The sequence below is a fragment of the Rathayibacter sp. AY1F6 genome (genome assembly GCF_002932035.1).
Taxonomy (GTDB): Bacteria; Actinomycetota; Actinomycetes; order Actinomycetales; family Microbacteriaceae; genus Rathayibacter.
Map to the genome: position 1 here is coordinate 23,471 of NZ_PSVD01000013.1, position 25,113 is coordinate 48,583.

Sequence of the window (25,113 nt, forward strand, 5' to 3'; positions counted from 1 at the left end):
CCCGTCGCGGATCAGCGGTCGCGGAGCCCCAGGGCAGAGCGGGCGTCCGCGGGCTCGACGCCCTCGGGGCAGACGATGTCCGAGACGTCGAACGGCGTCGCGCGCGAGAACGGGATCATCTCGATCCCGTCGACGTGGCGCAGCAGCACGAGGCCGCCCTCGCCCTCGCGCAGGCTCCGTCGCACCTGGCGCAGGAAGATGCCGGCCATGTCGAGCTCGACGACGAAGGAGCGGCCGCTCACGTCGATCCGGCAGCCGATGACCGGCTGGGAGCCGACGGAGACGGAGTCCGGCACGCGGCGCGGCTCGATCGGCTGCTCCTTGCGGAGGGTCCGCACCGGGGTGAGGGTGGGCAGGCCGGTCGCTCGCGCGGTGTCCGTCATGGTCGTCTCCGTCCGTCGACGTCCGCCGATGGTTCCGGGGACGTCTTCTCGACGGTACTTCGCGTCCCCCGCAGAGGGGACGGGGTTGACGGCCGCGCGATCAGGGGGCAGCGGGGCCCCAGGAGCGGCGGAGCTCAGGAGCCCTGGCGCTGCTCCTCGGGCTCCGGCAGGACCGAGAGCTCGCCGTGCATGCTGGCGACGCTGAGCATCTGCTCGATCCACGCGCGGTTGAGCTTGGGCTGGTGCGCCTCGGTGAAGCGGAAGTGCAGCGGCACCGACGGGTGCAGCCAGACGGAGCTCCGGCCGTGTCCGGTGGAGGCGTCCTCCATCCACGAGAGCGAGAAGGCTTCGTTGCGGCGCAGCTTCGAGAGGACGGCGACCTTCAGGTGCGCGAGGACGCGCTCCTCGAATTCGATCTCGAGGTTCTGCGGTCCGTAGATGAGCGTGGCCACGGGCCCCCTTCGTTCATCGGGCCGGCCCTGGCGGACGGCTCCTCGGGGGACGGTATCCGCTCGGACCCCGGTGCGGGGAATCGGGCGGGAGACACGCCGGACCCCCATTGACAGTCCCGCGGACGGGACGTAACACTGCCGGGCGTGCTGGGCGCCACGTTAGCCGACGCGTGACGGCGGAGTCGATGCTCCGTCGCGGATCTCCCGTCGGCCGGGGCCGGCCCGGGAGCGAGCGCGGGCACCTCCGGCTGCCGGTCGCGCCGCTCAGGATCCCGTCACGGCCCGGCCGGCGCGTCCCACCCCTCCTGCGGAGTCGCACAGGTGCCGCGGAAAACGTACTGCGACGGCAGCTTCCGCTGGTGGGAGGACCAGTCGATCGCCGGCCGCCGCTGCTCCGGAGGCAGGTAGCCGAGCCGGTACACCGCCATCAGCTCCAGCTCGTCGGGCACGGCGAGCAGCGACTCGATCCGCGCCCAGGCTCCCGGCACCTCCATCGGGAACGACACGAACTGGATCCCCATCCCCAGCTCGACCGTGCTCAGCCAGACGTTCTCCATCGCGGCGCCCATGCTGAACACCGAGTAGAAGGAGGAGAGCTCGCCCGGCCGGTACTCGGAGCGGTCGAGCATCACCCCGAGCAGCAGCGGCGATCCCGCGACGAGCCGGCGGTTCTCCTCGCCGAGCGTCTGCGGGACGCGGAGGGAGTTCATCAGGAACTGCCCGCGCTTCGTGAAGACCTGCTTCGTGAAGGGGCGGAGCGGAGCCGGCAGCTTGTCGAACAGCATCCCGTCGCGCCGCTGCTCCATCTCCTCGCTGCTGAAGCGGAAGTAGGGCTTGTAGCGCTCGAAGAACGTGCCGTTCGACATCGCGGTGGTCATGCTCTCGCCGCTGATCGCGGCGATCCGGTCGATCGTCTCGCGCTCCTCGACGAGCACGAACCGCCACGGCTGGCTGTTGAGCTGCGAGGGCGCCCGGCCGGCCACCTCCAGCAGGAGCCGCTGGTGCTCCTCGGAGACGGGGTCGGGCAGGAACGCGCCGTTGGTGGTCTTCCGGCGCCGGACGACATCGAGGAACTCCATGCCTCGATCCTGCCCCGATCGATCGCGCAGAGGGGGGAGCGGCGGCGGCCCGGGGCGCGCGCGGTAGCATCGAGGGTCCTGTGCAGGCTCGAGGGAAGCGGTGGAACGGTGAAGACGAGGGTCATCTTCTACCTCCTCGGAGGTGTGTTCGTGCTCGGCGCGGGCATCAACTCGGTCGTGGGCAGCGGCTTCTCGGTGCCGAACCTGCTGACGATGCTCTGCGGCGCGCTGATCCTCGCGATCGCCGGCTGGCAGGCGCTGCGCTCGTACCGCTCCGACCCCGACCGCGACGTCGAGCCCCCGCGCTAGAAGCCGGGGCGCGTCAGCGCAGGGCCGACCCGGCCCTCAGACGCTGGAGCACGCCTCGGCGCCGCGCCGGCCGCCGCGTCCGCCCGAGAGCGGCGAGCACGAACGGAGCCGCCGCCAGCGCGATCGCCGGGTGCCGGCGTCCGTGCGTCCCCGCGAAGGGGATCACCGCCAGGGGGACGGCGGCGGGAGCCAGCGCGGACGCGGCGCGGGTGTCCGACCGCCGCAGCGTCGCCCAGGCCAGAGCGGTGAGCGTCGACGTGCAGATGTAGAGCGCGTGATGGATCCAGTGCCAGCGGCCCGTGCGGAGAGCGCCGGTGGCGACGGCGGTGCCGAGGGCGCAGTTGGCGGAGTAGCTGACAGCGGCGGCGCGCAGCCAGAGCGGACCGGAAGCGCTCGCCCTCCGCCGCGTCCTCACACCTCGCCCCGCGCGAGCAGCAGCCGGTAGGGCGCCGCGCGCTCGACCCGCCACCCCTCGGGCGCCACAGCCCGCAGCTCGGCGGCGGTGAAGCTGCGCCGCACCGACAGCGACCCGTCGTAGTGGAGGAACGAGCCGGCCGCGATCGGTCGCGTGGCCAGCAGGTAGGCCGTGTAGGCCAGCCGCGAGCGCTCGATGTCATTGTGGAGGGCGCGCGGGGCCAGGCGCTCGCTGTCGGCGAGCAGGTCGGCGAGTGAGTCCGGCGACAGGTGGTGCAGCACGTGGTTGGAGGTCACCAGGTCGAAGTGCTCGCCCTCGGCGACCAGGTCGGCGCTGCTCGCGCGGCGGAACTCGACTCCGGGCGGCGCGGGCGTCGACGTGGCGAAGGCGGAGGCGCGCTCGTCCGGATCGACGGCGGTGATCGCCAGGCGGAGGCCGTCCTCGCGGGCCCAGCCGGCGAGGGAGCGGGCGACGTCGCCGCCTCCGGAGCCGATGTCGAGCAGGCGGAACGGCTCGTCGGGCCGCAGCAGCGGACGCAGGCGCGAGCGGTAGAGGCCACGCCACCCCGAGACCAGCCGGTTCACGGTGCCGAAGCGGGCGTAGGTGGCGTCGAGCAGGGTGCGGTCGCAGTCCGGGTCGTCCATCAGCTCCTGCTCGGAGACCTCGCGGTGGCGCAGGTCCGGCGCGAGAGGGGCTCGCGGAGTCACTCCCCGCCCCGCTTGGTGAGCAGCGCGAGCTCGACGGTGAGGCCGGGGCCGAACGCCATCGCGCCGATCCGCTCGCCGTCGGCCGCCTCGCCGTGCAACAGGCGCCGCAGGATGAAGAGGACGGTCGCGCTCGACATGTTGCCGTTGGTCCGCAGCACCTCGCGCGACGGGGCCAGCTGCTCGTCGCTGAGGGCGAGCGAGGCCTGCACCTTGTCGAGGATGCTGCGGCCGCCGGGGTGGATCGCCCAGCGCTGCACGTCGCTCCGCTCGACCTCGGCGCCGGCCAGCAGCGGGGCGACGGCCGCCTCGATGTTCGCTCCGATGATCGAGGGCACGTAGGTGCTCAGCCGCATCGAGAAGCCGTGGTCGCCGATCGTCCACGCCATCTCGGTCTCGCCCTCGTCGGTGAGCGTCGTGGCGAGCGCGTCGAGCTCGAGCACCGGGGTGCCGGGCGCGGCCTCGCGGGCGGTGACGACGGCCGCCGCACCGCCGTCGGCGAAGACGGAGGTCGCGACGATCTGCTCCGGGTCGTTGGAGCTCGTGAGGTGGATGGTGCACAGCTCGACCGCGACGACGAGGACGACCGCCTCCGGGTCGGCCTCGCAGAACTGGCGGGCGGCGCGCAGGCCGGGGAAGGCGCCGTAGCAGCCCATGAAGCCGAGGTGGAAGCGCTGCGTCGAGGGCGCGAGGCCGAGGCGGCGGACCAGCTGGTAGTCGGGCCCCGGGGCGTAGAAGCCGGTGCAGGAGACCGTCACCACGTGGGTGACGTCCTCGGGGGTCATCGACGCGGACGCGAGGGCGCGGCGGGCCGCCTCCGTGAAGAGCTCGGGAGCGCGCTCGGTGTAGACGGCGTTGCGCGCGGCCGTCCCCGGGTCGAGCACCAGGCCGCTCCCCGCGTCGTAGAAGACGCTCGCACCCTCCCGCTCGACCCGGTCGAGCTCGTCGACCACCGTGCTGCGGGTGTCGATCCCGGACGCGTCGAAGGCCGCGCCGATCAGGCGGGACCCGAGCCGGGTCATCGCGGGCTGGGACGCGAAGAGGTCGCGCACCTCGGACTGGCGCAGGACCGTGGTCGGCACCGCCGTCTCGATGCTGCGGATGTGGACACTCACCCGCAGGAACCTATCGCGGAATCCTGCGGGTGAGCGGTGCCCTGGAGCGTGATCAGAGGATCGGCTTCCCGCCGGTGACGGCGATCGTCGACCCGCTGATGTAGCTCGCCTCGTCGGAGGCGAGGAGGACGTAGGCGGGGGCCACCTCGGCCGGCTGCCCGGGGCGGCCCAGCGGGACCTGCTCGCCGAACTCGGCGACGGCCTCCTCCGGCATGGTCGAGGGGATCAGCGGCGTCCAGATCGGGCCGGGCGCGACGGAATTGGCGCGGATGCCCTTCTCGCCGAGCGCCTGCGCGAACGAGGCGGTGAGGCTGAGGATCGCCGACTTCGTGGCGGCGTAGGGGAGCAGCTGGTACGACGGCTGGTCGGACTGCACCGAGCTCGTCGCGATGATCGATGCGCCCTCCTTCAGGTGGGGCAGCGCCGACTTCACGAGGTGGAAGTAGGCGCTGATGTTCGTCGCGATCGTGCGGTCCCACTCCTCGTCCGGGATGTCGGTGACGCTCTCGCGGCTCATCTGGAAGGCGGCGTTGCTGACGAGCACCTCGAGGTGGCCGAAGCGCTCGACGGTCTCGGTGACGACGGCGCGGCAGTGCGCCGGGTCCTGCAGGTCGCCGGGGAGGAGCAGCGCCTCGCGGCCGGCCTCCCGGACCCACTTGGCGGTGTCCTCGGCGTCGTCGTGCTCGTCGAGGTACGAGATCGCGACGTCGGCGCCCTCGCGCGCGAACGCGATCGCGACGGCCTTGCCGATGCCGCTGTCGCCGCCCGTGATGAGGGCGACCTTGCCGCTGAGGCGGCCGGTGCCGCGGTAGGTGGTCTCGCCGTGGTCGGCCTTCGGCGTCAGCTCGGCCTCGGTGCCGGGCGGTGTCTGCTCGGGGGATTCCGGAGTCATGACTCTCCCTCTCGTGTCGTCGGTCGGTCCCTCCATGCAAGCGGGTGGGAGGGAGGGGGCGCAGGGGGTTGACGCCCGGACCGCTCCGTCGTGTCGTCAAGCCCGCGACACCGAGGGCTCCCTGGGTCTTGACTGAGCGTGTCGCCCTTCTTCGGGGCGCTCGGCCAGGAGGTTCGACATGAGCACGACAGACAGGGATCCGGCTGACGGCGGACTGCCGCGACGGGCAGAGGGCTCGGCAGCGGGCGGCACGGCGCGCATCGACTCCGCGGGGGATACGGGAGCGGCTGCGGCGACGGACCGCTCCGCGACTCCGGACCGTTCCGCCTCCTCGGACCGCTCCGCTTCGACGGACCGCTCCGCCTCGACGGACCGCTCCGACTCCGCGCACTCGGTCCCCGAGCACCGCGCGCCCGTCGACCCCGACTCCGCCGAGGCGAAGCAGGCCCGTGCGGCCGCGCGCAAGGACATCCACCAGCGCGAGCGCGACCGCTTCGGCGGCTTCAAGATCGGCTGCGCCTTCTTCGGCTGGCTCGCCGCCACCGGACTCGCCGTCCTCCTGACCGCCCTCGTCACCGCGATCGGGGCCGCCGTCATCGGCACCCAGGACGTCACCGGCGACCTCGCGGCCGACCCCGCCGCGTTCGGCTGGGCGGGCGCGATCGCCCTGCTGGTCATCCTCCTCGTCGCCTACTACTGCGGCGGCTACGTGGCAGGCCGCATGGCCCGCTTCAGCGGAGCGAAGCAGGGCGTCGGAGTGTGGGCCTGGGCGGTCGTCGTCGCGATCGTCGTGGGCATCGTCTCGGCGATCACCGGCGGCAGCCAGGCGCTCTCCGCGGTGAGCGGCTTCCCGACGATCCCCCTGGACGCCGGCGACGCCACGGCCGCGGCGGTCGTGACGGCGCTCGCCGCCCTGGTCGTCGCGCTGGTCGGCGCCGTGCTCGGCGGTCTCGCCGGCATGCGCTTCCACCGCCGCGTCGACCGCGAGGGCCTCTCCGGCCTCTCCGTCTGACGCTCCCGTCCCTCCTCTCTCCGCGAGACGCCGCTCCGGTACGCCACGCACGCCGTGCAGCGCACCGGAGGGGCAGCTCCCGGAGGGGAGGTAGGGTCCTTCGCGTGACGGGGGAGCGAGGGACGCGGCTGGCGGGCGAGCTGCGGGAGTGGGACGCGGGCGCGCTCGCGGACCTGCGGGACGAGTACCTGGCGTTCCTCGAGCAGCGCGGCGAGTCGGCGCTCGAGCGCGACGGCGGCCCCGAGCACGTCACGGCGAGCTGCTTCGTGCTCTCGCCGAATCTGGCGCAGGTGCTGCTCTGCTTCCACCGCAAGGGCCGGTTCTGGGTGCAGCTCGGCGGTCATGTCGAGCCCGGTGACGACTCCACGGCCGACGCGGCCCTCCGCGAGGCGCAGGAGGAGAGCGGAGCGGCACGACTGCAGCCGCTCGGCGTCCTGCCCCTCGACCTCGACCGGCACGCGCTCGGCGACGGCTTCGGCCGCTGCTCCCGCCACTGGGACGTGGGCTACGGTGCGATCGCCGATCCGGACGCTCCCGTGACCGTCAGCGACGAGAGCGACGACGTGGCCTGGTGGCCGGTCGACGCGCTGCCCGCCGAGGTGCCGCCGGGGTTCGCCGAGCGGCTGGCCGGGGCGCTCGCCGCGGCGCGTCTCCTCCGCGATGCGGGGTCGCTCGGCGGCTGATCGAGGCCCGCCTCCACCCACTCCGCGTCCCGGCAGCGCGCCTGCGACGAGTCCTCCCCGTGACTCCGGCGCCGTGCGGCACGATGGGGCGATGAGCAGCACCGCTGACCCCGTCGTCGTCCTCGCCGGTGCGAGCGGATTCCTCGGGACGGACCTCGCCCGCCGCTTCACCGCCGACGGCTGGACGGTGCGGAGGATCGGCCGCTCCGGGCCGGACGCGCGCTGGGGCGACACCGTCGGCATCACCCGCGTGCTCGACGGTGCGCGCCTCCTGGTGAACCTGGCCGGCAAGAGCGTCGACTGCCGGTACACCGCGGCGAACCGCGCCGAGATCCTCCGCTCGCGCGTGGCGACCACCGCGGAGCTGCACCGGGCGGTCGCGGCGGCCGCGACTCCTCCGCCGGTCTGGATGAACGCGAGCACGGCCACGATCTACCGGCACGAGGAGGAGCGGGCGAACACCGAGGACGAGGGCGTGCTCGGCGAGGGCTTCTCGGTCGACGTGGCGCGGGCGTGGGAGTCGGAGTTCTTCGCCGGGGAGACGCCCGGCGTGCGGCGCGTGGCGCTGCGGATGTCCATCGTGCTCGGAGACGGTCCGGCGACGGCGATCCTGCTGCGGCTGGCGCGGCTCGGCCTCGGCGGTCCGCAGTTCGACGGGCCGTGGCCCTCGACGCGCGCGCGCCGCGAGGCCGGTGTGCACCACGAGCACCGGCGCACCTGCGGCCGTCAGCACTTCAGCTGGATCCACGTGGAGGACGTCCACCGGTCGATCCGCTTCCTCGAGGAGTCGACCCTCGACGGGCCGGTGAACCTCGCGTCGCCGAATCCGAGCGACAACACCGAGCTCTCCCGGCTGCTCCGCGCCGCCGTCGGCCGCCGGATCGGCGTGCCGGCTCCGCGCTTCGTCCTCGAGCCCGCGACGCTCCTGCTCCGCACCGAGTCCGAGCTCCTGCTCAAGTCCCGCTGGGTCGTGCCCGCCCGCCTCGAGGACGCCGGCTTCACCTTCGCGCACCCCCACCTCGCCGAGGCCCTCCGCACCCTGGCCTGACCCGCCCCCGCGAGGCGACCGACCTCCGCCGCGAGCCCGTGTCGCGGAGGTCCGAGTCCGAGCGCGGATCCACCCCACCCCGGCCACCCTCGAGGCGTCGACCGGAACGCGTGCCGAGCGTTCTGGACGCGCCGACCGCGCCCCGCTCTCCGAGTACCCGGCCGGTCTCTGAGTCGACCGCGCCACGCCGCGCGGGGAGCGGCGTGGCCGACATCACGCTGAGGTCGCTCTACTTCGCGACCTTCGCCGCGATGTCGCTCCGATACAGCCCGCCGTCGAGGTGGATCAGGTCGAGCGCGCGGTACGCCCGCTCCCGCGCCTCGGCGAAGTCGGCACCGCGTGCGACGACGTTGAGCACGCGGCCGCCGGTGGCGACGAAGCTCCCGTCGACCAGCTGGGTCGCCGCGTGGGCGATGGTGACGCCGGGGACGTCCGCCGCCGCGTCGAGTCCGGTGATGGTCCGTCCGGTGACGGCGTTCTCGGGGTAGCCCTCGCTCGCGAGGACGACGGTGACGGCGACCTCGTCCGTGAACGCGGGCCACGGGACGGAGGCGAGCGCGCCGGTGGCCGCCGCGTGCAGCAGCGCGGACAGCGGGGAGGCGAGGCGGGGGAGGACGACCTGGGTCTCGGGGTCTCCGAAGCGGGCGTTGAACTCGATCACGCGCAGGCCCGCGTCGGTCACGATGAGGCCGCAGTAGAGGAGTCCGACGAAGGGGGTGCGCTCGCGCTCGAGCTGCCGGATGGTCGGGATGGCGACCGTGTCGATCACCTCGTCGACGAAGGCGCGCTCGCTCTCCCAGCGGTCGGCGAGCCAGGGGAGCGGGGAGTAGGCGCCCATGCCGCCGGTGTTCGGCCCCTCGTCGCCGTCGCTCAGGCGCTTGAAGTCCTGCGCGGGGGAGAGGGGGACGACGTCGTGGCCGTCGGAGAGGAGGAAGAGGGAGACCTCCTGGCCGGCGAGGAACTCCTCGATGAGGACGTCGCCGGACTGCAGCCAGAACTCGGCGTGCGCGATCGCGGCGCTGCGCGACTCCGTCACCAGGACGCCCTTGCCCGCGGCGAGGCCGTCGGCCTTGACGACCGAGGGGAGTCCGTACTCGTCGATGGCGCGGGTGGCGTCGACCAGGGTGGAGACGCGGGTCGCGCGGCCGGTGGGCACGCGGGCCATGTCCATCACGCGCTTCGCGAAGGTCTTCGAGCCCTCGAGTGCGGCGGCGGCCCGGTCGGGGCCGAAGGTGGGGATGCGGCGCTTGCGGAGCGCGTCGGCGACTCCGGCGACCAGGGGCGCCTCGGGGCCGATGACGACGAGCTCGATGCCCTGCTCCACCGCGAAGTCGCTGACCAGCCGGGGGCTGTTCGTGTCGAAGTGGATGACCTCGACGTCGCGCGCGATGCCGGCGTTGCCGGGCGCCGCGATGATCTCGTGGTGCTCCTCCTCCGCGAGGAGAGCCGTGATGATGGCGTGCTCACGGGCACCCGAACCGAGGACGAGGATCTTCACCTTGACAGGATAGGGCGCCCCGCGCCGGGGCTGGTCCCTGTGACGTCCTCCTCCGCAGGGCGGCGCTGCGGACGCCGACACGCCGGGCGGAGCCCCGCGGAGGCCTCCGGGAGCGAGCGGCGGCGGCAGGATGGGTGGATGGCCAAGGGCAGGATCGACGAGGCGAGCGGGCAGTCCGCGGTGCGGGCGGCGCTCGCCGGAGGAGCGGACCGGAACACGACGGCGACGGCGGTGCGGTTCCTCCTGCAGATCATCGAGACGAACGTCCCCGGGCGCAGCGTCGAGGTGCGCGTTCCGCCGTTCGGCGCGGCCCAGTGCGTCGAGGGCCCGGGCCACACCCGCGGGACTCCGCCGAACGTGATCGAGATGGACGCGGCGACCTGGCTGCCGCTCGCGACCGGCTCGCTGCCGTGGAGCGAGGGTCTCGCGAGCGGGCGGATCCACGCCTCCGGAGTGCGCGCGGACCTCACGCCGTTCCTCCCCATCCTGCGCGTCGGCTGAGCGTCGGCGAGTTAACTTCTCGTAAACGCGGCGGCGAGCCGTCGTCAGAACGTTTGACCTGGGCTCCGCCGTCGGGTTGTCTGGGAATAACCCCCTCACGCGGCACGAATCCTCTCCGGATCCACCGCTCGATGCTTGGAGTCCCCTTCACGATGCGCAGTACTTCCCCGGGCCGACGCGGCCTCACCCGACTCCTCTCCGCGACCGCCGTCGGCGCCGTCGCCGGAGCGGCCCTCCTCGGCGCCACGCCCGCCGCGGCGGCCGAGGGCGATGTCGCCATCGACATCCTCTCGATCAACGACTTCCACGGGCGGCTCGCCGCCGACCGCGCCGTCGCCGGAGCCGCCGTGCTCGCCGGTGCCGTCGACTCCTACCGCGCCGCCAACCCGAACACGCTGTTCGTCTCGGCCGGCGACAACATCGGCGCCTCGACCTTCGTGTCGAAGGTGCAGGGCGACATCCCCACGCTCGACTCGCTCAACGCGATGGGCCTCGACGTCAGCACCCTGGGCAACCACGAGTTCGACCAGGGCCGCGCCGACGTCGACGGCCGCGTCGTGGACGCCTCGGCGTTCCCCTACGTGAACGCGAACCTCTACGACACCGCGACCGGCGAGCGCGCCTACTCCCCGTACGTGATCACCGAGCAGGACGGCGTCTCCGTCGCCTTCATCGGCGCGATCACCGAGGACCTCGGCAAGCTCGTCAGCCCCGCCACGATCTCGACGCTCTCCATCGAGCCGATCGCCGAGAACGTCAACGAGGTCGCCGCGCAGCTCCAGGACGGCGACGCCGCCAACGACGAGGCCGACGTGGTCGTCCTGCTCCTGCACGAGGGAGCCGACGCCGACGCGGCCGAGCTGAACACTCCGGAGGCGGACCCCAAGTTCGGCGCGATCGTCAACGCGGTCGCCCCGAACGTCGACGCGATCGTCTCGGGCCACAGCCACCAGGAGTACGACGCGGGCATCGACGCGGGCCGGGCCTTCCCGACCGTCGTGTCGCAGACCGGCAGCTACGCCGAGAACATCGGCCGCATGTCCCTGACCGTCGACCCGGCGACCAAGCAGCTCACCTCGCTCACCAGCGAGGTCGTGCCGCTGACGAAGGTCGTCGACGACCCGACCTCCGACGACCCGGCCAAGACGATCGTCGTCGGCGCCTTCGAGCCCGACCCCGAGGTCGAGACCATCGTCGCCGACGCCCAGGCCGTCGCCGTCCGCGAGGGCAGCGTGAAGGTCGGCACCATCACCGAGGACATCTCGCGCGCCTACCGCCCGGACGGCACCACGACCAACCGCGGCTCGGAGTCGACCCTCGGCAACCTCGTCTCGGACGCCCAGCTCTGGGCCACCCGTGAGCTCGGCACGCAGATCGCCTTCTCGAACGCGGGCGGCCTGCGCGACGACCTCTCCTTCACCGCGACTCCGGACCAGCCCGGCGACGCGGACGGCGTGGTCACCTACGCCGAGGCCTCCGACGCCCAGCCCTTCGCGAACACCCTGGTGACCCTGCAGCTGACCGGCGAGCAGATCTCCGACCTGCTCGAGGAGCAGTGGGTGGGCAGCTCCAGCCACCCGCAGCTGAACCTCTCCACCTCGAAGGACCTCACCTACGTCTTCGACGCCACGGCGCCCGAGGGCTCGCGCATCTCGCAGGTGTTCTTCCAGAACGAGCCGATCGACCCGGCCGCGACCTTCACCGTCGTGACCAGCAGCTTCCTCGCGAGCGGCGGCGACGGCTTCAGCACCTTCACCGAGGGCACCGGCACGGCCGACTCCGGCCGCATCGACCTGGACGCCTTCGTCGGCTACATCCAGGACCTCGGCACCGTCAGCCCCGACCCCGTGCAGCGCACGATCGGCCTGACCGACAACGTCCCGGACTCGGGCGAGTACGCGGTCGGCGACACGATGACCGTCGACCTCTCCTCGCTCCTGTTCAGCACCGGAGCCGCGGCCGACACCACCGTGACCGCGAGCGTCGACGGCACCGTCGTCGGCACCGCGACGATCGACCCGACCCGGGCCGTCACCGACGACTCGACCGGTCGCGCCTCGTTCTCGGTCCCGATCGACGAGAGTCTGGCGGGCGGCGCGCACACCGCGACGTTCGTGCTCGACACCACCGGCACCGAGATCAGCGTCGGCTTCGCCGTCGCGGCCGGCGCCGGAGCGGGCACCCCGACTCCCGGACCGACCACGGAGCCGACGCCCGCGCCGACCACGCCGCCCACCACGGGCCCCGCGCCGACGCCGACCACTGCTCCGGTCGCCGGCTCGCACCACCTCGCCGAGACCGGAGTGGACGCGACCCCCGCGTTCGCCGCCGGGATCGCCGCTCTGCTGCTCGGTCTGGGCATGACGGTCGCGCGCCTGCGCCGCCGCACCGCCGCGAAGTAGCCGCACCGCGCGCACGACGGGCCCTCGACTCCGGTCGGGGGCCCGTCGTCGTGTGCGGGGCGAGCCGATGGTCGACCCCCGGGAGCCGCGGCGGGGGGCGCTCCCCGAGGAGCGGCAGCAGCCCCCGGAGACGCGAGAACGCCGCCTCCCGGTCGGGAGACGGCGTCGGAACGCGATGAGGTGCTGTCGCGGAGCGGCGGGGCTCAGTGCTGCGCGGGGACCTGACGGTAGCCGTCGCGGCTGGCGACGAGCACCGTCGACACCGTTCCCCATGCGGCGAGGCCACTGAGGACGACGAGGATTGCGATGCTCATGAGTGTTCTGCCTTTCGTTGCGGCGGCTTCTGATCGATCCGCCGAGATGCTGTGTACAACGTCCAGTGTCCGGCCCTGTGTTCCGTAGGACAATCGAACTGTTCTTGCCCTGACGTGTAGTTTCTCTACATGGACGTGCGGCGACTGGAACTGCTCCGCGAGCTCTCGATGCGCCGCTCGATCACGGCCGTGGCGGAGGCGACGCACCGCACGCCCTCCGCGGTCTCGCAGCAACTCAAGGTGCTCGAGCGCGAGGCCGGCGTGCCGCTGATCGAGCGCTCCGGCCGCGGCGTGGTGCTCACGGCGGCGGGACGCGAGCTCGCCCGGAGCGCCACCGAGATCGCGATCGCGCTCGAGCGGGCCGACGCCGTCTGGCAGACGTTCAAGAACAACCCGATCGGCGAGGTCACCATCGCGACCTTCCCCACTGCGGGCCAGATGCTCCTCCCGAACGCGCTGGTCGCGCTCCGGAGCGTCGAGGGACTCGTCGTGCAGTGCGAGGACGCGGACCCCGGCACCGACGAGTTCGCCGACCTGACCGCCGACTTCGACATCGTGCTCGCCCACTCGCCCACCGGCAGAAGCGCCTGGGCCGGCCGCGGCCTCGCGATGGCGGAGCTGATGATCGAGCCTCTCGACATCGGCCTGCCGGCCGGGCACCGCCTCGCGGACCGGGCGACGGTCTCGGCGGCGGATCTGGTCGGCGAGACCTGGATCGGCGTCCCGGACGGGTTCCCGTTCGAGCGCGTGATGCAGGACATCGAGACCGCGTCCGGCGAGGCGGTGCGGGTGGAGCAGCGCTTCGCGTCGACCCGCGTGACCGAGGCGTTCGTCGCGGCGGGCCTGGGGATCGCGGTGCTCCCGCGCTACACGGCGGGCGGCGCGGGAGTGGTGGTGAAGCCGCTCCGTGGAGTGAACTCCGTGCGGCACATCGTCGCGCTGATGCGGCCCGACCGGGCGGAGCGGCTCTCGGTCCGCACCGTCGTCCGCGAGCTGCGCGCCCAGGCGGGCCGGCTCGTGCACGCGCTCTGAGCGATCACGGTGCCTCGCCCTCGCCCGCGCGGGGGAGAATGGAGGCATGAGCGATCCCGCCCGCCCCGAGGTCACCCGCGAAGAGGTCGACGTCCGCCGCTCCCCGCGCGTCTGGCGCATCCTGACCCTCGGCGTCGGGCTCGGAGCGATCGCGGCCTTCGTGCTGACCTTCGCGCTGCCCGAGACTCAGGGCTTCTCCCGCGGGCAGGTCTTCGGCTTCAGCCTGCTGCTCTTCGTGACGCTGTTCGGCGCTCTCGCGGGGCTCGTCGTGGTGCTGCTCGACCGGGTCGTCGGCCGGAAGGTCGTCCGGACCACCGCCGAGCGGATCGTCGAGCGCGAGGACGCGGCCGAGGAGCCCGTGGCCGAGGAGGCCCTGCCCGACGTGCGGACGACGTCCGACGAGGACGACCCGCGGACGGGGTCCGACCGGGTCTAGCAGGCGGAGGCGGGCCGCATTGCGGCCGCGGCACTCCGCCCTGCGCTGAGGGTCCCGCCCGCGGCTCGCGCTCGCGGACGGGACCGCGGCGTCAGCGTCCCCGGCGCGACGAGGAGCGGCGGCTGCTGCTCGGGGTGGACGTCGGGCGCTTGGCGGCGGCGCGCTTGGCCTTCTGCGACTTCGAGATCTTCTTGGCCACGAAGGTGAGCAGGAACGGCAGGATTCGGTAGATCACGGGGGACTCCTCGGGTGCATGCGCGCGGGGCCGCGCACCCTCCGATCATGGAGCGGCGCACGGATCCGCGGCACCCGTTGCGCCGCGCCCGGCGCTGTGCAGAGCTCAGCTCAGCTGCGTGCGCTCCACCCAGTCGAGGTACTCCGGGGTGACGGTGCCCGTGACGTACTCGCCGGTGAAGCAGCTGGTCTCGAGGTCGGTGACGTCCGAGCCCTCGAGGATCGCCGCCTTCATGTCGGCGACCTCCTGGTAGATCAGCTGGTCGGCGCCGATCGCCTCCGAGATCTCGGGGATGCGGCGGTTGTGGGCCACGAGCTCCTGGCGCGAGGGCATGTTGATCCCGTACACGTGCGGGTAGCGCACGGGAGGCGCGGCGGACGCGAAGGTGACCGTGTTCGCGCCGGCCGCGCGGGCCATGTCGACGATCTCCTTGGAGGTGGTGCCGCGGACGATCGAGTCGTCGACGATCAGGACGTTCTTGCCCTTGAACTCGCTCGACATCGCGTTGAGCTTCTGACGCACCGACTTCTTGCGGACCGCCTGCCCGGGCATGATGAACGTCCGGCCGACGTAGCGGTTCTTGTAGAAGCCCTCGCGGTACTCGATCCCGAGCTTCTGCGCGACCTGCATCGCGGCGGGGCGGGAGGAGTCGGGGATCGGCATGACGACGTCGATCGCTCCGCCCGGGGTGTACTGCGCGATGGTGTCGGCGAGCCGGTCGCCCAGGCGCAGGCGCGCCTCGTAGACCGAGATTCCGGACATCACGGAGTCGGGGCGGGCGAGGTAGACGTACTCGAACGAGCACGGGATGAGTCGCGGATCCTTCGCGCACTGGCGGCTGGCCATCCGGCCGTCGGGGGTGATGAAGACCGCCTCGCCGGGAGCGACGTCGCGGACGATCTCGAAGCCCTGCGCCTCGAGCACGAGCGACTCGGAGGCGACGACCCAGTCGTCCGGCGCGCCCGTGTTGCTGCGGCGGCCGACGATGAGCGGGCGGATGCCGAAGGGGTCGCGGAACGCCAGCAGCCCGACGCCGGCGATCAGCGCGATCGTGGCGTAGGAGCCCTCGACGCGTTCGTGCACGCGGGCGACGGCGTCGAACACCTCGTCGGCGTCGAGGTCGCGGCCCGACATCGAGGCCTGCAGCTCGTTCGCCAGCACGTTGACCAGCAGCTCCGTGTCGGAGGTGGTGTTGAGGTGGCGGCGGTCGATGCGGAAGAGCTCCTCGGTGAGCTCGCGCGTGTTCGTGAGGTTGCCGTTGTGGACGAGGATGATGCCGTACGGCGCGTTCACGTAGAACGGCTGGGCCTCCTCCTCGCGCTCGGCGTTGCCCTTCGTCGCGTAGCGCACGTGGCCGAGGCCCATGGATCCGAGCAGCGAGCGCATGTCGCGGGTGCGGAACGCCTCGCGGACCTGTCCCGCGGCCTTCTTGATGTGCAGGGTGCTGCCGTCGGCGGTCGCGATGCCGGTCGAGTCCTGGCCGCGGTGCTGCAGGAGGGAGAGGCTGTCGTAGATGGACTGGTTGACCGGTCCGGAGGACACGATCCCAACGATTCCGCACATGCCGGAGGGGCTCCCAAGGGGATAGCAGGGGGGTTTGACGGTCCATCCTGGCACGCGGGGGACTCATCCCCTAATGGTTCGCCGTGGGCGGATCCGTGGTCGCGGGGGTGCTCAGGGCGGGGCCGACCGGCGGATCGGCCGGGCGGTCGGTCGGGGAGCCGCGCGGCCGCTCAGCTGCTCGGAGCCGTCCAGGCGCCGGCGAGGCTGCGGTCCAGGACGCGGCGCCAGCCCTGCGGAGCCGCGGACTCGCGGCTGGTCGTGCCCGCCATCCAGAGCAGGGCCATCAGGTCGTCGTGGGTGAAGTCGGGGGAGAGGGATCCGTCGCGGTGGGCGGCCTCGACGAGATCCCGGCCGAGCTCGATCGAGCGGTCGCAGGCCTCGATGAGGGCGACCGCGTCGGGGAAGCGGAGCAGCATCGCGTCGTTGAGGGCGGGGTCCTCCAGCTGGAGGTCGATCATCCCGGAGACGAAGCGCTCCAGGCGTCCGCGGGAGGACCGCTCGGCGAGAGCGCGCTCGGTCAGGCCCTTCAGCTTCTCGCCGGCGACGGCCGGGACGACGGCGTCGATGAGCTCCTCACGGGAGCCGACGCGGTTGTAGAGGGTGCCGATGCTCACGCCGGCGTGACGGGCGATGTCCTCGAGGGGGGCGGCCAGGCCGCGGGAGCCGAAGACCTCGAGGGCGGCGGCGTGCAGCTTCTCGACGTTCCGCTGCGCGTCCCGGCGCAGGACCTTCTGCTCGTCCATGCGATCCTCCCGATGATCTTGAGGTGCCACTCAAGTTATGGTCCGATGAGTGTTGAGGCTGACCTCAACTTAGCAGCCCCGCTCATCGCGCCCCGGGGCGCACGACGACAGGACCTCCCATGCCCCTTCTCACCGTCGTCGGCGCGGGCCCCGGCCTCGGCCTCGAGATCGCCCGCGTCTTCGGCCGGGCCGGCTTCACCGTCGCCCTCGTCTCGCGGAACCAGGAGAAGCTGGACGGCCTGGCCGCCCGCCTCGCCGAGGAGGGCATCGAGGCGACGGGGTTCGCCGCCGACATCGCTCAGCCCGAGACCCTGACCGCCGCGCTGCGGGCGATCCGTGCCGACCTCGGTCCGATCGACGTCCTCGAGTTCTCCCCCGCCGACTCCGCGCTCACCCCGGTCGGCGTCCTGGACGTCACGCCCGAGAACCTGCAGCCGCAGATCGACTTCTACCTCGGCGGCGCGCTCCGCGCCGTCGGCGAGGTGGTTCCGGACATGATCGCCGCCGGCAGCGGGACGATCCTCGTCACCACCGGCGGCGGCTCCGTCTCCCCGCACGCGGCGCTGGCGAACATCAACATCGCCGCCGCGGGCCTGCGGAACTGGGTCCTCAACCTCCATTCCGCGCTCGAGCCCCGGGGCGTCTACGCCGCCCACGTGGCGATCACCGCGCTCATCGACGGCGGCCACCCGGACGCGGCGGCCGAGGTCATCGCCCGGTCCTACCTCGACCTCCACCGCAGCCGCGACCGCGCCGAGCTGCACTACGTGGCCTGGGACGCGTGACCGCGGGCGCGGAGCGGGAGCCGCCGGTGCGGCGGATCCGGATCCGCGCCGCGGCGGGAGAGGGCAGTCGGTAGGGTCGTCGCGTGAGTGATGAGACGAGCAGCTACGCCCGCGCAGGAGTCGACACGGCGGCGGGGGACCTCGCCGTCGAGCTGATGAAGTCGGCGGTGTCGGCGACGCACGACAGCCGGGTCCTCGGCGGGGTCGGCGGCTTCGCGGGTCTGTACGACGTCTCCTTCCTCCGCGACTTCCGAGCCCCCCTCCTCGCGACCTCGACCGACGGCGTCGGCACCAAGGTCGCGCTCGCCCAGGCGATCGACAAGCACGACACCATCGGGCAGGACCTCGTCGGCATGGTCGTCGACGACATCGTCGTGGTCGGCGCCCGCCCCTTCTTCATGACCGACTACATCGCGTGCGGCAAGGTCGTCCCGGCCCGCATCGCCGACATCGTCGCCGGCATCGCGCGCGCCTGTTCCGAGACGGGCACCGCGCTCGTCGGCGGCGAGACGGCCGAGCACCCGGGCCTGCTCGGACCCGACGACTACGACGTGGCGGGCGCGGCGGTCGGCGCGATCGAGGCCGACCAGGTGCGCGGCGCCGACCGCGTGCGCGACGGCGACGTCGTGGTGGCGATGGCCTCCTCCGGACTGCACTCGAACGGCTACTCGCTCGTGCGCCACATCCTCGCCGAGCGCGGCATCGGCTTCACCGACCGCTCCGAGGAGCTGGGCGGCGTGGTCGGCGAGGTGCTGCTGGAGCCGACCCGCCTCTACACCCGGCCCCTCCTCGACCTGCTCGACGACGCCGAGCTCGGCCCGGCCGTCCACTCCATCAGCCACGTCACCGGCGGCGGGATCGCGGCGAACCTCGCCCGGGTGCTGCCGCGCGGCTCCTGGGTCGAGGTCGAGCGGGCGAGCTGGAGCCCGTCCGACGTGTTCCGCGCGCTCGCCGGGATGTCCGGCGCGACGCTCGAGAGCACCGAGGGCACCTGGAACCTCGGCATCGGCATGTTCGCCGTCGTCGCGGCGGAGGCGGCCGACGGCGTGATCGCGCGCCTCGAGCGCTCGGGCGTCCCGTCGTGGGTCGCGGGCCGCGTCTCGACCGCCGCGCGCGCATTCGAGGGCTTCGAGCAGGGCGCGAAGGGCGTCGACGGCGGAGCGGTCCGCCTGGTCGGGTCCTACGCGGGCTGATCCCCGGAGGCGCCGCGGATCAGCGCGGTGCGGCGTGCGCGCGCTCCCAGGAGTGCTCGTGCCGGGTCAGCAGCCACGAGCCCGCCGCGCAGAGGGCGCAGGCGGCCGCGGTGGCGAGCAGGGCGGTCGCCCAGGTCGGGGCGTCGCGGCTGACGAGCAGGTTCGCGGAGGCGACCAGCACGCCGAGACCGGCGCCCGCGCTGGTGCCGAGCACGAACGGGCCGTCGCGGCGGCTCGCGACGCGCACCGCGACCATGCCGGCGACCGCTCCCGCGCCTCCGACGACTCCGATGCCCGCGCCGGAGGCCGCTCCCATGAGCAGGCCGAAGCTCACCAGCCCGGGCGGTCCGTCGGCGGCGAGGACGCCGGGCAGGTAGAGGACCAGGGCGACGGCGGCGCCGACCGCGCCGCCCACCAGGATCGCGCCGACCAGCAGGGCGGCGGTGACGTAGCCGACCCGCGCGACAGGCCGCGCGGATCCTCCGGGTTCGAACATTCGCGGCTCCATCGACGCGGCCCGCGGGGCAGCGGGCGGTCCTCGGACAGTACGCCCGAACGCCCCTCGGCGGAACCGTCGTCGGGGATCGGCGGGGCTAGCGCCGGAGGGTCTCGCTCGGGAGCTCGCCGAACCGCGTCGCGTAGTGCTGGGCGAAGCGGCCGCCGCTGATGAACCCCCAGCGTGCGGCGACGTCGCCGACCACCAGCGAGCCGATCGATCCGGCCGAGAGCTCCTCGTGCGCGCGCTCGAGGCGGACGTCGCGCAGGTAGTGCCGCGGGGTCTCGCCGAAGGCGCGCTGGAACGCCAGCTGCACGCCGCGGACCGTGAGCCCGGCCGCGTCGGCGATGTCGGCCACTCCGAGGGGCAGGTCGGCATTGGCCTGCACGAACTCCACGGCCCTGCGGAGGCGCCGCGCGCTGACCGAGGGCGGCACGGCCGGCAGCGGGGCGATGCGGTGGGCGAAGGTCTGCAGGGCGGCGAGCGCGGCGATGCGGGCGACGCCGTCGCGCTGCAGCGCGGTGGGCGTGTGCGCGGAGGCGAGGGTGTCGCGCAGGAGGCGGATCGCCGCCCACCAGGCGGTCGTGTCGCGCGCCACGGGGGCGAACCGCAGCGGGCCGGGCTCGGTGCCGTGCAGCTCGGCGGCGATCGCCTCGAGGTGGGCGGCCTCGAAGTGCACGAGCGCGTCGCGGTACTCGAGGGCCTCGAAGCCGAAGGGCCGGCCGCTCGGGAACATGGCCGGGCGCCCGACGACGAGGCGGTGCTCGTCGCGCCCCAGGTCGAGGGAGGCGCGCCCCGCGGTCAGCCAGAGGGCGACGTAGACGTCGCTCGGGGCCACCGTGCCGCGCACCCGGCCGAGGAAGGAGGCGGAGTGGAGGCTGACGGGCCCGGGCCCGGTCGTCGTGTAGCGGAACGCGAACGGCACGACCGAGCGCTCGGCCCGGAAGCCGGAGCCGTTGTACGAGCCGGCGTAGAAGTCGCGCGCCTCGTCGAGGTCGTTCCCGCGACGCTCCGACTGCCACACGGGCAGCCGTGCGGGCGGGGAAGTGCTCATCCGGTCAGTGTCCCAGGGGGCACCGACATTCTGCACTCAGTGGCGGAAAGCGGGAGAACGTGCTCAGCCGAGCGACCCGCGCTCCAGGTCGGGTCCCTCACCCGCCGGATCCCCGTCCGCACGCGAAACGGGGCCGCCCCGAGGGAGCGGCCCCGATTCACGGGAGGAGTCACGCACGCTTCTGGTGCGGCTCCTCGACGAGGTCCGTGTCGTCGCCGTCGTCCTCGGCGTCGATCCACTTCGAGTAGTCCGGCTCGTCCGGGTGGCTGAGCTCGCGCTCGAGCGCGCTGTAATCGACCGCCGGGCTGAACGACTTCAGCTCACGGGCGATCTTGGTGTTCTTCGCCTTCTGACGGCCGCGCCCCATGGGTGACCCCCTCACGATGACAGGCCAGACGGGCAGTGAGCCGGCTGGGGAAAAGAGCAGACAGGGAAAGTTGAAATCTACGCGGTAGTTTAGCAGACGGGGGACACGCCACCCCGGGCCTCGATCTGCCGGACGGCCGCCCATCCTCGACCGCGTCAGGAGCACCGTGGACAGCGTCGCCCCACCGCGTCCCGTCGTGGTGATCGGCGCGGGCCAGGCGGGTCTGTCCGTGGCCTACTACCTGCGCCGTCTCGGCCTCGTCCCCGGGCGCGACCTGATCGTCCTCGACCGCGGTCCGGAGCCCGGCGGGGCCTGGCAGTTCCGCTGGGAGGCCCTGCGGCTCGGCTCCGCGCACCGCGTGCACGATCTCCCGGGCATGGAGCGGATGGGGCTCTCGTTCCGCACGGCCGATCACCGGCGACCGGCACGGGACGTGGTCCGCGAGTACTACGGGCGCTACGAGGAGGAGCTCGGTCTCGAGATCCGCCGTCCGGAGTCGGTGCGGCGCGTCACGAGTGCGACGCCGCACGACACGGGGTCGCCGCTCGTCGTCGAGTCCGACCGCGCGGTCGAGCGCGCGAGTCTGCTCGTCAACGCGACCGGCACCTGGGGATCGCCCTTCGTCCCGCACTACCCCGGGCGCGACCGCTTCCGCGGCGTGCAGATCGACCCGACCGAGTACGTCCGCGCCGAGGACTTCGCCGGGAAGCAGGTGCTCGTGGTCGGCGGCGGCACCTCGGCGATCGGCTTCCTGCTGGAGCTCGAGCGGGTGGCGCGCTCGCTGACGTGGGCGACGCGGCGACCGGTGGTCTACCACGACGGCGAGCAGCTGGCGATGGAGTCGGCGGTGGAGGCGGTGGCCGAGCAGGACCGCGCCGCCCGCGCCGGGCTGCCCCTCCCGAGCATCGTCGGCGGCACGGGCGTGCAGCGCACCCGCCGGGTGGTCGCCGGGATCGAGCGCGGGCTCCTGCACGAGCGGGGGATGTTCTCGTCGATCGAGGAGGAGGGCGTGCGCTGGCCGGACGGCTCCTTCACGCGCGCCGACGCGATCATCTGGGCGACGGGCTTCCGGCCGGAGCTGCGCCACCTCGCTCCGCTCGGGCTGCGCGAGCGCGAGGGCGGCATCGCGGTCGCCGACGGAGCCTCACTGACGGATCCGCGGGTCTTCTTCGCCGGCTACGGCCCGACGGCCTCGACCATCGGGGCGAACCGCTCGGGCCGGCGCATCGCGCGCGCGGTCGTGGCGCGCCTGCCCTGAGCGCGCCTGCCCTGAGCCGGCCTGATCTGAGCCGGTCCGCCCTGAGCGGCGCGGCGCCTCAGATCCTGCCGTCCCAGTCCACCGGCACCACGGAGCCGCGGTAGCGGATCCCGTCCACGCGGATCGGCCCGGCGAGCGCGGGCGAGAGCGGCGCGACGACCAGGGTGTCGCCTCCGGGGGCGAGCCCCAGCGCCGCCGACAGCACGGCGACGGAGGCGGCCGCCGACCAGGCCTGCGGTCGGCAGGCCGCCGGGTAGGGCACCGGCGCGTGCACCTCGGCGGCGGGGTCGCCCGAGTGCAGCTCGGGCATCCGGTAGCCGAAGCCCTCGGCCGCGGCGATCAGTCCGCGCGAGAGGGTCGTCGCCTCCGCCCCGAAGCCCTCCCGGGCGAGCCCGGTGACGGCGATCGCGGTGTCGTGGGCCCAGACGGAGCCGCCGTGGTACGACAGCGGCCAGTAGCCGCCCGAGCCGGTGTCCAGGGTGCGCAGGCCGAAGCCCGAGTCGAGCCCGGGGGAGACCAGCAGCTCGGCGACCCGGGCGGCGTGCTCGGGGGAGAGGATGCCGGTGCCGAGGAGGTGGCCGAGGTTGCTGGTGATCGTGTCGACCGGGCGCCCGGCCGCGTCGAGCGCGATCGCCGGGTAGCCGCCGTCGGCGTCGTCGATCCAGAACGCCTCCGCGAAGCGCGCCTTCAGCGTCGACGCCGCCTCGCGCCACTCCGAGCCGTCACGGCCGAGGTGCTCGAGCAGCGCCGCTCCGCCGACCATGGCCTCGTGGGCGTAGGCCTGCACCTCGCAGAGCGCGATCGGACCCTCCGCGAGCGTGCCGTCGCGCCACTGGATCGAGTCGCCCGAGTCCTTCCAGCCCTGGTTGGCGAGGCCGTGCCCCGTGGTGTCGACGTACTCGAGGAACCCGTCGCCGTCGGAGTCGCCGTCGTCGCGGAGCCAGCGCAGCGCCGCCTCCAGAGCGGGCAGCAGCTGGGCGCCGGCAACCACTACCCGCTGCAGCTCGCGGCCGCGGTGCTGATGTCGATCCCGGTGGCCGTGCTGTTCTTCGTCTTCCAGCGGCGGATCATGAACACGACCGAGGGCGCGGAGAAGGGCTGACGCGGGTGCTCGGCGCGGGGTCCCGATGAGCCGCGCGTTCGGCTCTCGACCGGCAGGGGCCGGCGTCCTGATCGGGCAGTCGGAGCGCCCTCGCCGAGGCTGATGCGCGGCATCACGAACAGCGATCGGCTGCGAACTGTCATGCCCGTACAGTTTCCTCAGCACTCGAGGAGGAGAGCATGACGAGCAGCACGAGCACGAATCCGATCGCCGTCCTCGGCGCGGGCCCCGCTGGCATGGCCGCGGCGCTCGGGCTGAGGAAGGCGGGCCACGAGGTGGTCGTCTACGAGCGCTACCGGCGCGCCCGTCCGGCGGGCAACATCCTCAATCTCTGGCCGCCGCCCATCAAGGCGCTCCAGGACATGGGCGTGGACACCGTGGACCTCGGCGCACCGTGCCACACGACCTTCCGCAACGCGAAGGGCCGGGTGCGCGCCGACGTCGATCTGCCCGCGCACGTCGTGGACCAGTACGGAGGCGGATTCATCGGGATGCTCCGCCCCGACCTCTACGAGCGGATGCTCGCCGCGATGCCGGCGGACACCATCGAGTTCGACCGTCAGGTCGACAGGATCGACGACCACGGGGACGGGGTGACCATCACCTTCTCGGACGGAGTCCGCGTCGAGACGCCCCTTCTCATCGGCGCGGACGGCATCGACTCGATGGTCCGGCGCGGGCTGTGGGGAGCGACTCCGAAGCGCCCCCACGACCTGCACATCATCGGAGGGTTCACCTTCGCGGACTCCGTGGAGGCCGAGCCGAACGAAGTGGTGCTGAGCCACAACCGGACGGTGCAGGGGACGTACACCTCGATCCGCAGCCGTGGTCGCTCGGGATACCAGTGGTGGGTCCTGGAGGCCTGGGGCGACGACCAGGCGGCGCCCGCCGATCTGCGCGCTCACGCCGCCGCCCTCGCGGCAGGGTTCTCCGGTCCGCTGACGCAGCTCGTCGCCGCCACGCCCGGCGAGAACCTCCAGCGGTGGCCGATCCGCGACATCGAGCCGCTGGCGCAGTGGTCGAAGGGACGCATCACCCTCGCCGGCGACGCCGCCCACGCGAGCTCCCCCTACGCGGCGTACGGCGCGGGCATGTCCATCTGCGACGGGTACTTCCTCGGGCAGCTGCTCGCCGGCGTCGACCTGTCCGACAGCGCGGCGGTCGGCGGTGCTCTCAGCGAGTACGACCGCAAGCGGATCCCGCACACGAGGGAGCAGGTGCAGTCGGCGTACATGCTCGGCAGGCTCTTCCATCACGCGCCGGCGCCGCTGCGGCCGATCCGCGACTTCCTGCTGGACCACACGCCGTTCCTGCAGAAGCAGGTCGGCGAGCGCAATCCGCGCGAGATCATGGCGCAACTGGAGGAGATGAGCGGCGGCATCCTGTCGCGGGCATGACCGGGACTCCGAGTGCGGTCCGGCCGCCGCTGCAGGACCGCAGCCGCGCGAGCTGGGCCCGAGTCCTCGACGCGGGCCTCGCACTCCTCGAGGAGGACGGCGCGGACGCCCTCACCGTCGCTGCAGTGTGCCGGCGCGCACAGATCTCGCCTCCCTCGCTCTACGCGCGCGTCGACGGACGGAGCGGCCTGTTCCACGCCGTCTACGAGCACGGCATGACGGGCGTGGCGCGGTCGGAGGACGAGCGGCTGCGAGCCGTCGACGGATCCGCTCGTGCTGTCGTGGACGCCGTCACCGCGGTCTTCGACAGGCACCGGGCCTTCCTCCGTGCGGTGATGGTCGCCTCGTCGAGCGACCGCGCGCTGCTCGAGCGGGGCGCCCAGGAGTCCCGCCGCTTCGCGGACCGGGTGGCGCAGGTGCTCCCGACCGCCGACCCCGAGGCGGGGCGATCGGCCGCTCGGGCGCTCTACGAGACGAACTCCTTCCGCACGCTGCACGGCGATGCGTTCTGGAGCCCCGGCGGAGAGCATCGAGACGCGTTCATCAATCGGACGACCCGGCTCGTGGACACGATCCTCGGCTGACGCGCTCCTACCGCCGGACCTGGGCAGGCCGTTCGCCGGACCTCGCCGTGCCCCGACGCCC

28 protein-coding genes and 1 pseudogene are annotated in these 25,113 nt (G+C 73.2%); 14 read left to right on the top strand and 15 right to left on the bottom strand.

Annotation, left to right across the window (positions count from 1 at the left end; translation table 11 throughout):
• Positions 1 to 11 precede the first annotated feature (11 nt).
• The 3 genes from C5C44_RS11400 to C5C44_RS11410 all read right to left on the bottom strand — a co-directional run bounded on the left by C5C44_RS11400 (position 12) and on the right by C5C44_RS11410 (position 1,914).
• Entirely contained in the window at positions 12 to 383 is a 372-nt protein-coding gene (locus C5C44_RS11400) for a hypothetical protein (RefSeq protein ID WP_104223778.1), read from the bottom strand.
• A gap of 134 nt (positions 384 to 517) precedes the next feature.
• Positions 518 to 835 (bottom strand): hypothetical protein, encoded by a 318-nt coding sequence (locus tag C5C44_RS11405; protein ID WP_244229547.1) that lies wholly within the window; start codon positions 833 to 835, stop codon positions 518 to 520.
• Between the two features lie 275 nt (positions 836 to 1,110).
• A complete protein-coding gene (locus C5C44_RS11410; protein ID WP_104335883.1) occupies positions 1,111 to 1,914 on the bottom strand; it encodes a nitroreductase family protein in 804 nt (267 codons plus the stop codon).
• A 108-nt stretch (positions 1,915 to 2,022) separates the two neighbouring features.
• On the opposite strand from C5C44_RS11410, the gene C5C44_RS11415 reads away from it, so the two are divergent.
• Complete coding sequence (locus C5C44_RS11415) at positions 2,023 to 2,223, top strand: hypothetical protein (RefSeq protein ID WP_104223776.1); 201 nt, start codon at positions 2,023 to 2,025, stop codon at positions 2,221 to 2,223.
• A 13-nt stretch (positions 2,224 to 2,236) separates the two neighbouring features.
• On the opposite strand, the gene C5C44_RS11420 is transcribed toward C5C44_RS11415, so the two are convergent.
• From C5C44_RS11420 to C5C44_RS11435, 4 genes are read right to left on the bottom strand one after another with little or no spacing between them, the layout of a single operon-like run.
• Positions 2,237 to 2,638, bottom strand: a complete 402-nt coding sequence (locus C5C44_RS11420) for a hypothetical protein (RefSeq protein ID WP_104288445.1) — start codon at positions 2,636 to 2,638, stop codon at positions 2,237 to 2,239.
• A complete protein-coding gene (locus tag C5C44_RS11425) occupies positions 2,635 to 3,345 on the bottom strand; it encodes a class I SAM-dependent methyltransferase (RefSeq protein WP_258059460.1) in 711 nt (236 codons plus the stop codon). The genes C5C44_RS11420 and C5C44_RS11425 overlap by 4 nt, the downstream gene beginning before the upstream one ends.
• Positions 3,342 to 4,457, bottom strand: coding sequence for a type III polyketide synthase (locus C5C44_RS11430; RefSeq protein ID WP_104250783.1), 1,116 nt, complete (start codon positions 4,455 to 4,457; stop codon positions 3,342 to 3,344). Before C5C44_RS11430 ends, C5C44_RS11425 begins: the two co-directional genes overlap by 4 nt.
• Before the next feature lie 52 nt (positions 4,458 to 4,509).
• Entirely contained in the window at positions 4,510 to 5,349 is an 840-nt protein-coding gene (locus C5C44_RS11435) for an SDR family oxidoreductase (RefSeq protein WP_104233826.1), read from the bottom strand.
• Positions 5,350 to 5,527: 178 nt separating this feature from the next.
• Between C5C44_RS11435 and C5C44_RS11440 the strand changes: the two genes are divergently transcribed.
• From C5C44_RS11440 to C5C44_RS11450, 3 genes are all read left to right on the top strand, one after another.
• Positions 5,528 to 6,361 (top strand): hypothetical protein, encoded by an 834-nt coding sequence (locus C5C44_RS11440; RefSeq protein WP_258066724.1) that lies wholly within the window; start codon positions 5,528 to 5,530, stop codon positions 6,359 to 6,361.
• 104 nt (positions 6,362 to 6,465) lie between these two features.
• Positions 6,466 to 7,044 (top strand): NUDIX hydrolase, encoded by a 579-nt coding sequence (locus C5C44_RS11445; protein WP_258066725.1) that lies wholly within the window; start codon positions 6,466 to 6,468, stop codon positions 7,042 to 7,044.
• A gap of 91 nt (positions 7,045 to 7,135) precedes the next feature.
• Positions 7,136 to 8,092, top strand: coding sequence for an epimerase (locus C5C44_RS11450; RefSeq protein WP_104335884.1), 957 nt, complete (start codon positions 7,136 to 7,138; stop codon positions 8,090 to 8,092).
• Between the two features lie 229 nt (positions 8,093 to 8,321).
• Here C5C44_RS11450 and purD read toward each other — a convergent pair whose 3' ends face one another.
• Complete coding sequence (gene purD / locus C5C44_RS11455; RefSeq protein ID WP_104233829.1) at positions 8,322 to 9,590, bottom strand: phosphoribosylamine--glycine ligase; 1,269 nt, start codon at positions 9,588 to 9,590, stop codon at positions 8,322 to 8,324.
• 138 nt (positions 9,591 to 9,728) lie between these two features.
• Between purD and C5C44_RS11460 the strand changes: the two genes are divergently transcribed.
• The 4 genes from C5C44_RS11460 (at position 9,729) to C5C44_RS11475 (ending at position 14,275) form a co-directional block, all read left to right on the top strand.
• Positions 9,729 to 10,091, top strand: coding sequence for a sterol carrier family protein (locus C5C44_RS11460; RefSeq protein ID WP_104223770.1), 363 nt, complete (start codon positions 9,729 to 9,731; stop codon positions 10,089 to 10,091).
• 131 nt (positions 10,092 to 10,222) lie between these two features.
• Complete coding sequence (locus C5C44_RS11465; protein WP_104335885.1) at positions 10,223 to 12,493, top strand: bifunctional UDP-sugar hydrolase/5'-nucleotidase; 2,271 nt, start codon at positions 10,223 to 10,225, stop codon at positions 12,491 to 12,493.
• Positions 12,494 to 12,936: 443 nt separating this feature from the next.
• Positions 12,937 to 13,839 (top strand): LysR family transcriptional regulator, encoded by a 903-nt coding sequence (locus tag C5C44_RS11470; protein ID WP_104223768.1) that lies wholly within the window; start codon positions 12,937 to 12,939, stop codon positions 13,837 to 13,839.
• 46 nt (positions 13,840 to 13,885) lie between these two features.
• Entirely contained in the window at positions 13,886 to 14,275 is a 390-nt protein-coding gene (locus C5C44_RS11475; RefSeq protein WP_104233832.1) for a hypothetical protein, read from the top strand.
• Between the two features lie 91 nt (positions 14,276 to 14,366).
• Here the strand turns inward: C5C44_RS11475 and C5C44_RS17055 are convergent, their stop codons facing one another.
• The 3 genes from C5C44_RS17055 to C5C44_RS11485 form a co-directional block, all read right to left on the bottom strand.
• Complete coding sequence (locus C5C44_RS17055; protein ID WP_159940146.1) at positions 14,367 to 14,510, bottom strand: hypothetical protein; 144 nt, start codon at positions 14,508 to 14,510, stop codon at positions 14,367 to 14,369.
• 105 nt (positions 14,511 to 14,615) lie between these two features.
• On the bottom strand, positions 14,616 to 16,073 hold the full coding sequence (gene purF, locus C5C44_RS11480) for an amidophosphoribosyltransferase (protein WP_104223766.1): 1,458 nt from the start codon (positions 16,071 to 16,073) through the stop codon (positions 14,616 to 14,618).
• 170 nt (positions 16,074 to 16,243) lie between these two features.
• Positions 16,244 to 16,816 (bottom strand): TetR/AcrR family transcriptional regulator, encoded by a 573-nt coding sequence (locus C5C44_RS11485; protein WP_104335886.1) that lies wholly within the window; start codon positions 16,814 to 16,816, stop codon positions 16,244 to 16,246.
• 119 nt (positions 16,817 to 16,935) lie between these two features.
• On the opposite strand from C5C44_RS11485, the gene C5C44_RS11490 reads away from it, so the two are divergent.
• Together C5C44_RS11490 and purM are read left to right on the top strand one after the other, a co-directional pair.
• On the top strand, positions 16,936 to 17,601 hold the full coding sequence (locus C5C44_RS11490; RefSeq protein WP_104260845.1) for an SDR family NAD(P)-dependent oxidoreductase: 666 nt from the start codon (positions 16,936 to 16,938) through the stop codon (positions 17,599 to 17,601).
• An 83-nt stretch (positions 17,602 to 17,684) separates the two neighbouring features.
• Positions 17,685 to 18,794: a phosphoribosylformylglycinamidine cyclo-ligase gene (gene purM / locus C5C44_RS11495; RefSeq protein ID WP_104260846.1), complete on the top strand. Its 1,110-nt coding sequence runs from the start codon at positions 17,685 to 17,687 to the stop codon at positions 18,792 to 18,794.
• Between the two features lie 19 nt (positions 18,795 to 18,813).
• Here the strand turns inward: purM and C5C44_RS11500 are convergent, their stop codons facing one another.
• The 3 genes from C5C44_RS11500 to C5C44_RS11510 all read right to left on the bottom strand — a co-directional run bounded on the left by C5C44_RS11500 (position 18,814) and on the right by C5C44_RS11510 (position 20,711).
• The gene (locus C5C44_RS11500; RefSeq protein WP_104226816.1) at positions 18,814 to 19,290 is read right to left on the bottom strand and encodes a hypothetical protein; all 477 of its coding nucleotides are present in this window, start codon (positions 19,288 to 19,290) and stop codon (positions 18,814 to 18,816) included.
• 97 nt (positions 19,291 to 19,387) lie between these two features.
• Positions 19,388 to 20,344 (bottom strand): helix-turn-helix transcriptional regulator, encoded by a 957-nt coding sequence (locus tag C5C44_RS11505; protein ID WP_104337536.1) that lies wholly within the window; start codon positions 20,342 to 20,344, stop codon positions 19,388 to 19,390.
• 169 nt (positions 20,345 to 20,513) lie between these two features.
• Positions 20,514 to 20,711 carry a DUF3073 domain-containing protein gene (locus C5C44_RS11510; protein WP_097167615.1) on the bottom strand — a complete coding sequence of 66 codons (198 nt, stop codon included), beginning with the start codon at positions 20,709 to 20,711 and terminating at the stop codon, positions 20,514 to 20,516.
• A gap of 166 nt (positions 20,712 to 20,877) precedes the next feature.
• Between C5C44_RS11510 and C5C44_RS11515 the strand changes: the two genes are divergently transcribed.
• On the top strand, positions 20,878 to 21,969 hold the full coding sequence (locus C5C44_RS11515; protein ID WP_104226818.1) for an FAD-dependent oxidoreductase: 1,092 nt from the start codon (positions 20,878 to 20,880) through the stop codon (positions 21,967 to 21,969).
• 58 nt (positions 21,970 to 22,027) lie between these two features.
• Here the strand turns inward: C5C44_RS11515 and C5C44_RS11520 are convergent, their stop codons facing one another.
• Positions 22,028 to 22,960: an amylo-alpha-1,6-glucosidase gene (locus C5C44_RS11520; RefSeq protein WP_374953973.1), complete on the bottom strand. Its 933-nt coding sequence runs from the start codon at positions 22,958 to 22,960 to the stop codon at positions 22,028 to 22,030.
• Here C5C44_RS11520 and C5C44_RS17360 point away from each other — a divergent pair.
• The 3 genes and pseudogenes from C5C44_RS17360 to C5C44_RS11535 all read left to right on the top strand — a co-directional run.
• Positions 22,925 to 23,071: pseudogene (locus C5C44_RS17360) on the top strand (carbohydrate ABC transporter permease); the annotation flags it as partial. The gene C5C44_RS11520 and the pseudogene C5C44_RS17360 overlap by 36 nt on opposite strands.
• A 179-nt stretch (positions 23,072 to 23,250) precedes the next feature.
• Entirely contained in the window at positions 23,251 to 24,468 is a 1,218-nt protein-coding gene (locus C5C44_RS11530; protein WP_104335887.1) for an NAD(P)/FAD-dependent oxidoreductase, read from the top strand.
• Complete coding sequence (locus C5C44_RS11535; RefSeq protein WP_104335888.1) at positions 24,465 to 25,052, top strand: TetR/AcrR family transcriptional regulator; 588 nt, start codon at positions 24,465 to 24,467, stop codon at positions 25,050 to 25,052. Before C5C44_RS11530 ends, C5C44_RS11535 begins: the two co-directional genes overlap by 4 nt.
• Positions 25,053 to 25,113 lie beyond the last annotated feature (61 nt).

What these genes read in the sequence shown, in the direction of transcription:
- C5C44_RS11535 (WP_104335888.1), top strand. Translation starts at nt 24,465, where the DNA reads ATGACCGGGACTCCGAGTGCGGTCCGGCCGCCGCTGCAGGACCGCAGC.
- C5C44_RS11435 (WP_104233826.1), bottom strand. Translation starts at nt 5,349, where the DNA reads ATGACTCCGGAATCCCCCGAGCAGACACCGCCCGGCACCGAGGCCGAG.
- C5C44_RS11465 (WP_104335885.1), top strand. Translation starts at nt 10,223, where the DNA reads ATGCTTGGAGTCCCCTTCACGATGCGCAGTACTTCCCCGGGCCGACGC.
- C5C44_RS11410 (WP_104335883.1), bottom strand. Translation starts at nt 1,914, where the DNA reads ATGGAGTTCCTCGATGTCGTCCGGCGCCGGAAGACCACCAACGGCGCG.
- C5C44_RS11490 (WP_104260845.1), top strand. Translation starts at nt 16,936, where the DNA reads ATGCCCCTTCTCACCGTCGTCGGCGCGGGCCCCGGCCTCGGCCTCGAG.
- C5C44_RS11440 (WP_258066724.1), top strand. Translation starts at nt 5,528, where the DNA reads ATGAGCACGACAGACAGGGATCCGGCTGACGGCGGACTGCCGCGACGG.
- C5C44_RS11470 (WP_104223768.1), top strand. Translation starts at nt 12,937, where the DNA reads ATGGACGTGCGGCGACTGGAACTGCTCCGCGAGCTCTCGATGCGCCGC.
- C5C44_RS11475 (WP_104233832.1), top strand. Translation starts at nt 13,886, where the DNA reads ATGAGCGATCCCGCCCGCCCCGAGGTCACCCGCGAAGAGGTCGACGTC.
- C5C44_RS11510 (WP_097167615.1), bottom strand. Translation starts at nt 20,711, where the DNA reads ATGGGGCGCGGCCGTCAGAAGGCGAAGAACACCAAGATCGCCCGTGAG.
- C5C44_RS11400 (WP_104223778.1), bottom strand. Translation starts at nt 383, where the DNA reads ATGACGGACACCGCGCGAGCGACCGGCCTGCCCACCCTCACCCCGGTG.
- C5C44_RS11450 (WP_104335884.1), top strand. Translation starts at nt 7,136, where the DNA reads ATGAGCAGCACCGCTGACCCCGTCGTCGTCCTCGCCGGTGCGAGCGGA.
- C5C44_RS11505 (WP_104337536.1), bottom strand. Translation starts at nt 20,344, where the DNA reads ATGAGCACTTCCCCGCCCGCACGGCTGCCCGTGTGGCAGTCGGAGCGT.
- C5C44_RS11460 (WP_104223770.1), top strand. Translation starts at nt 9,729, where the DNA reads ATGGCCAAGGGCAGGATCGACGAGGCGAGCGGGCAGTCCGCGGTGCGG.
- C5C44_RS11500 (WP_104226816.1), bottom strand. Translation starts at nt 19,290, where the DNA reads ATGTTCGAACCCGGAGGATCCGCGCGGCCTGTCGCGCGGGTCGGCTAC.
- purF (WP_104223766.1), bottom strand. Translation starts at nt 16,073, where the DNA reads ATGTGCGGAATCGTTGGGATCGTGTCCTCCGGACCGGTCAACCAGTCC.
- C5C44_RS11485 (WP_104335886.1), bottom strand. Translation starts at nt 16,816, where the DNA reads ATGGACGAGCAGAAGGTCCTGCGCCGGGACGCGCAGCGGAACGTCGAG.
- C5C44_RS11530 (WP_104335887.1), top strand. Translation starts at nt 23,251, where the DNA reads ATGACGAGCAGCACGAGCACGAATCCGATCGCCGTCCTCGGCGCGGGC.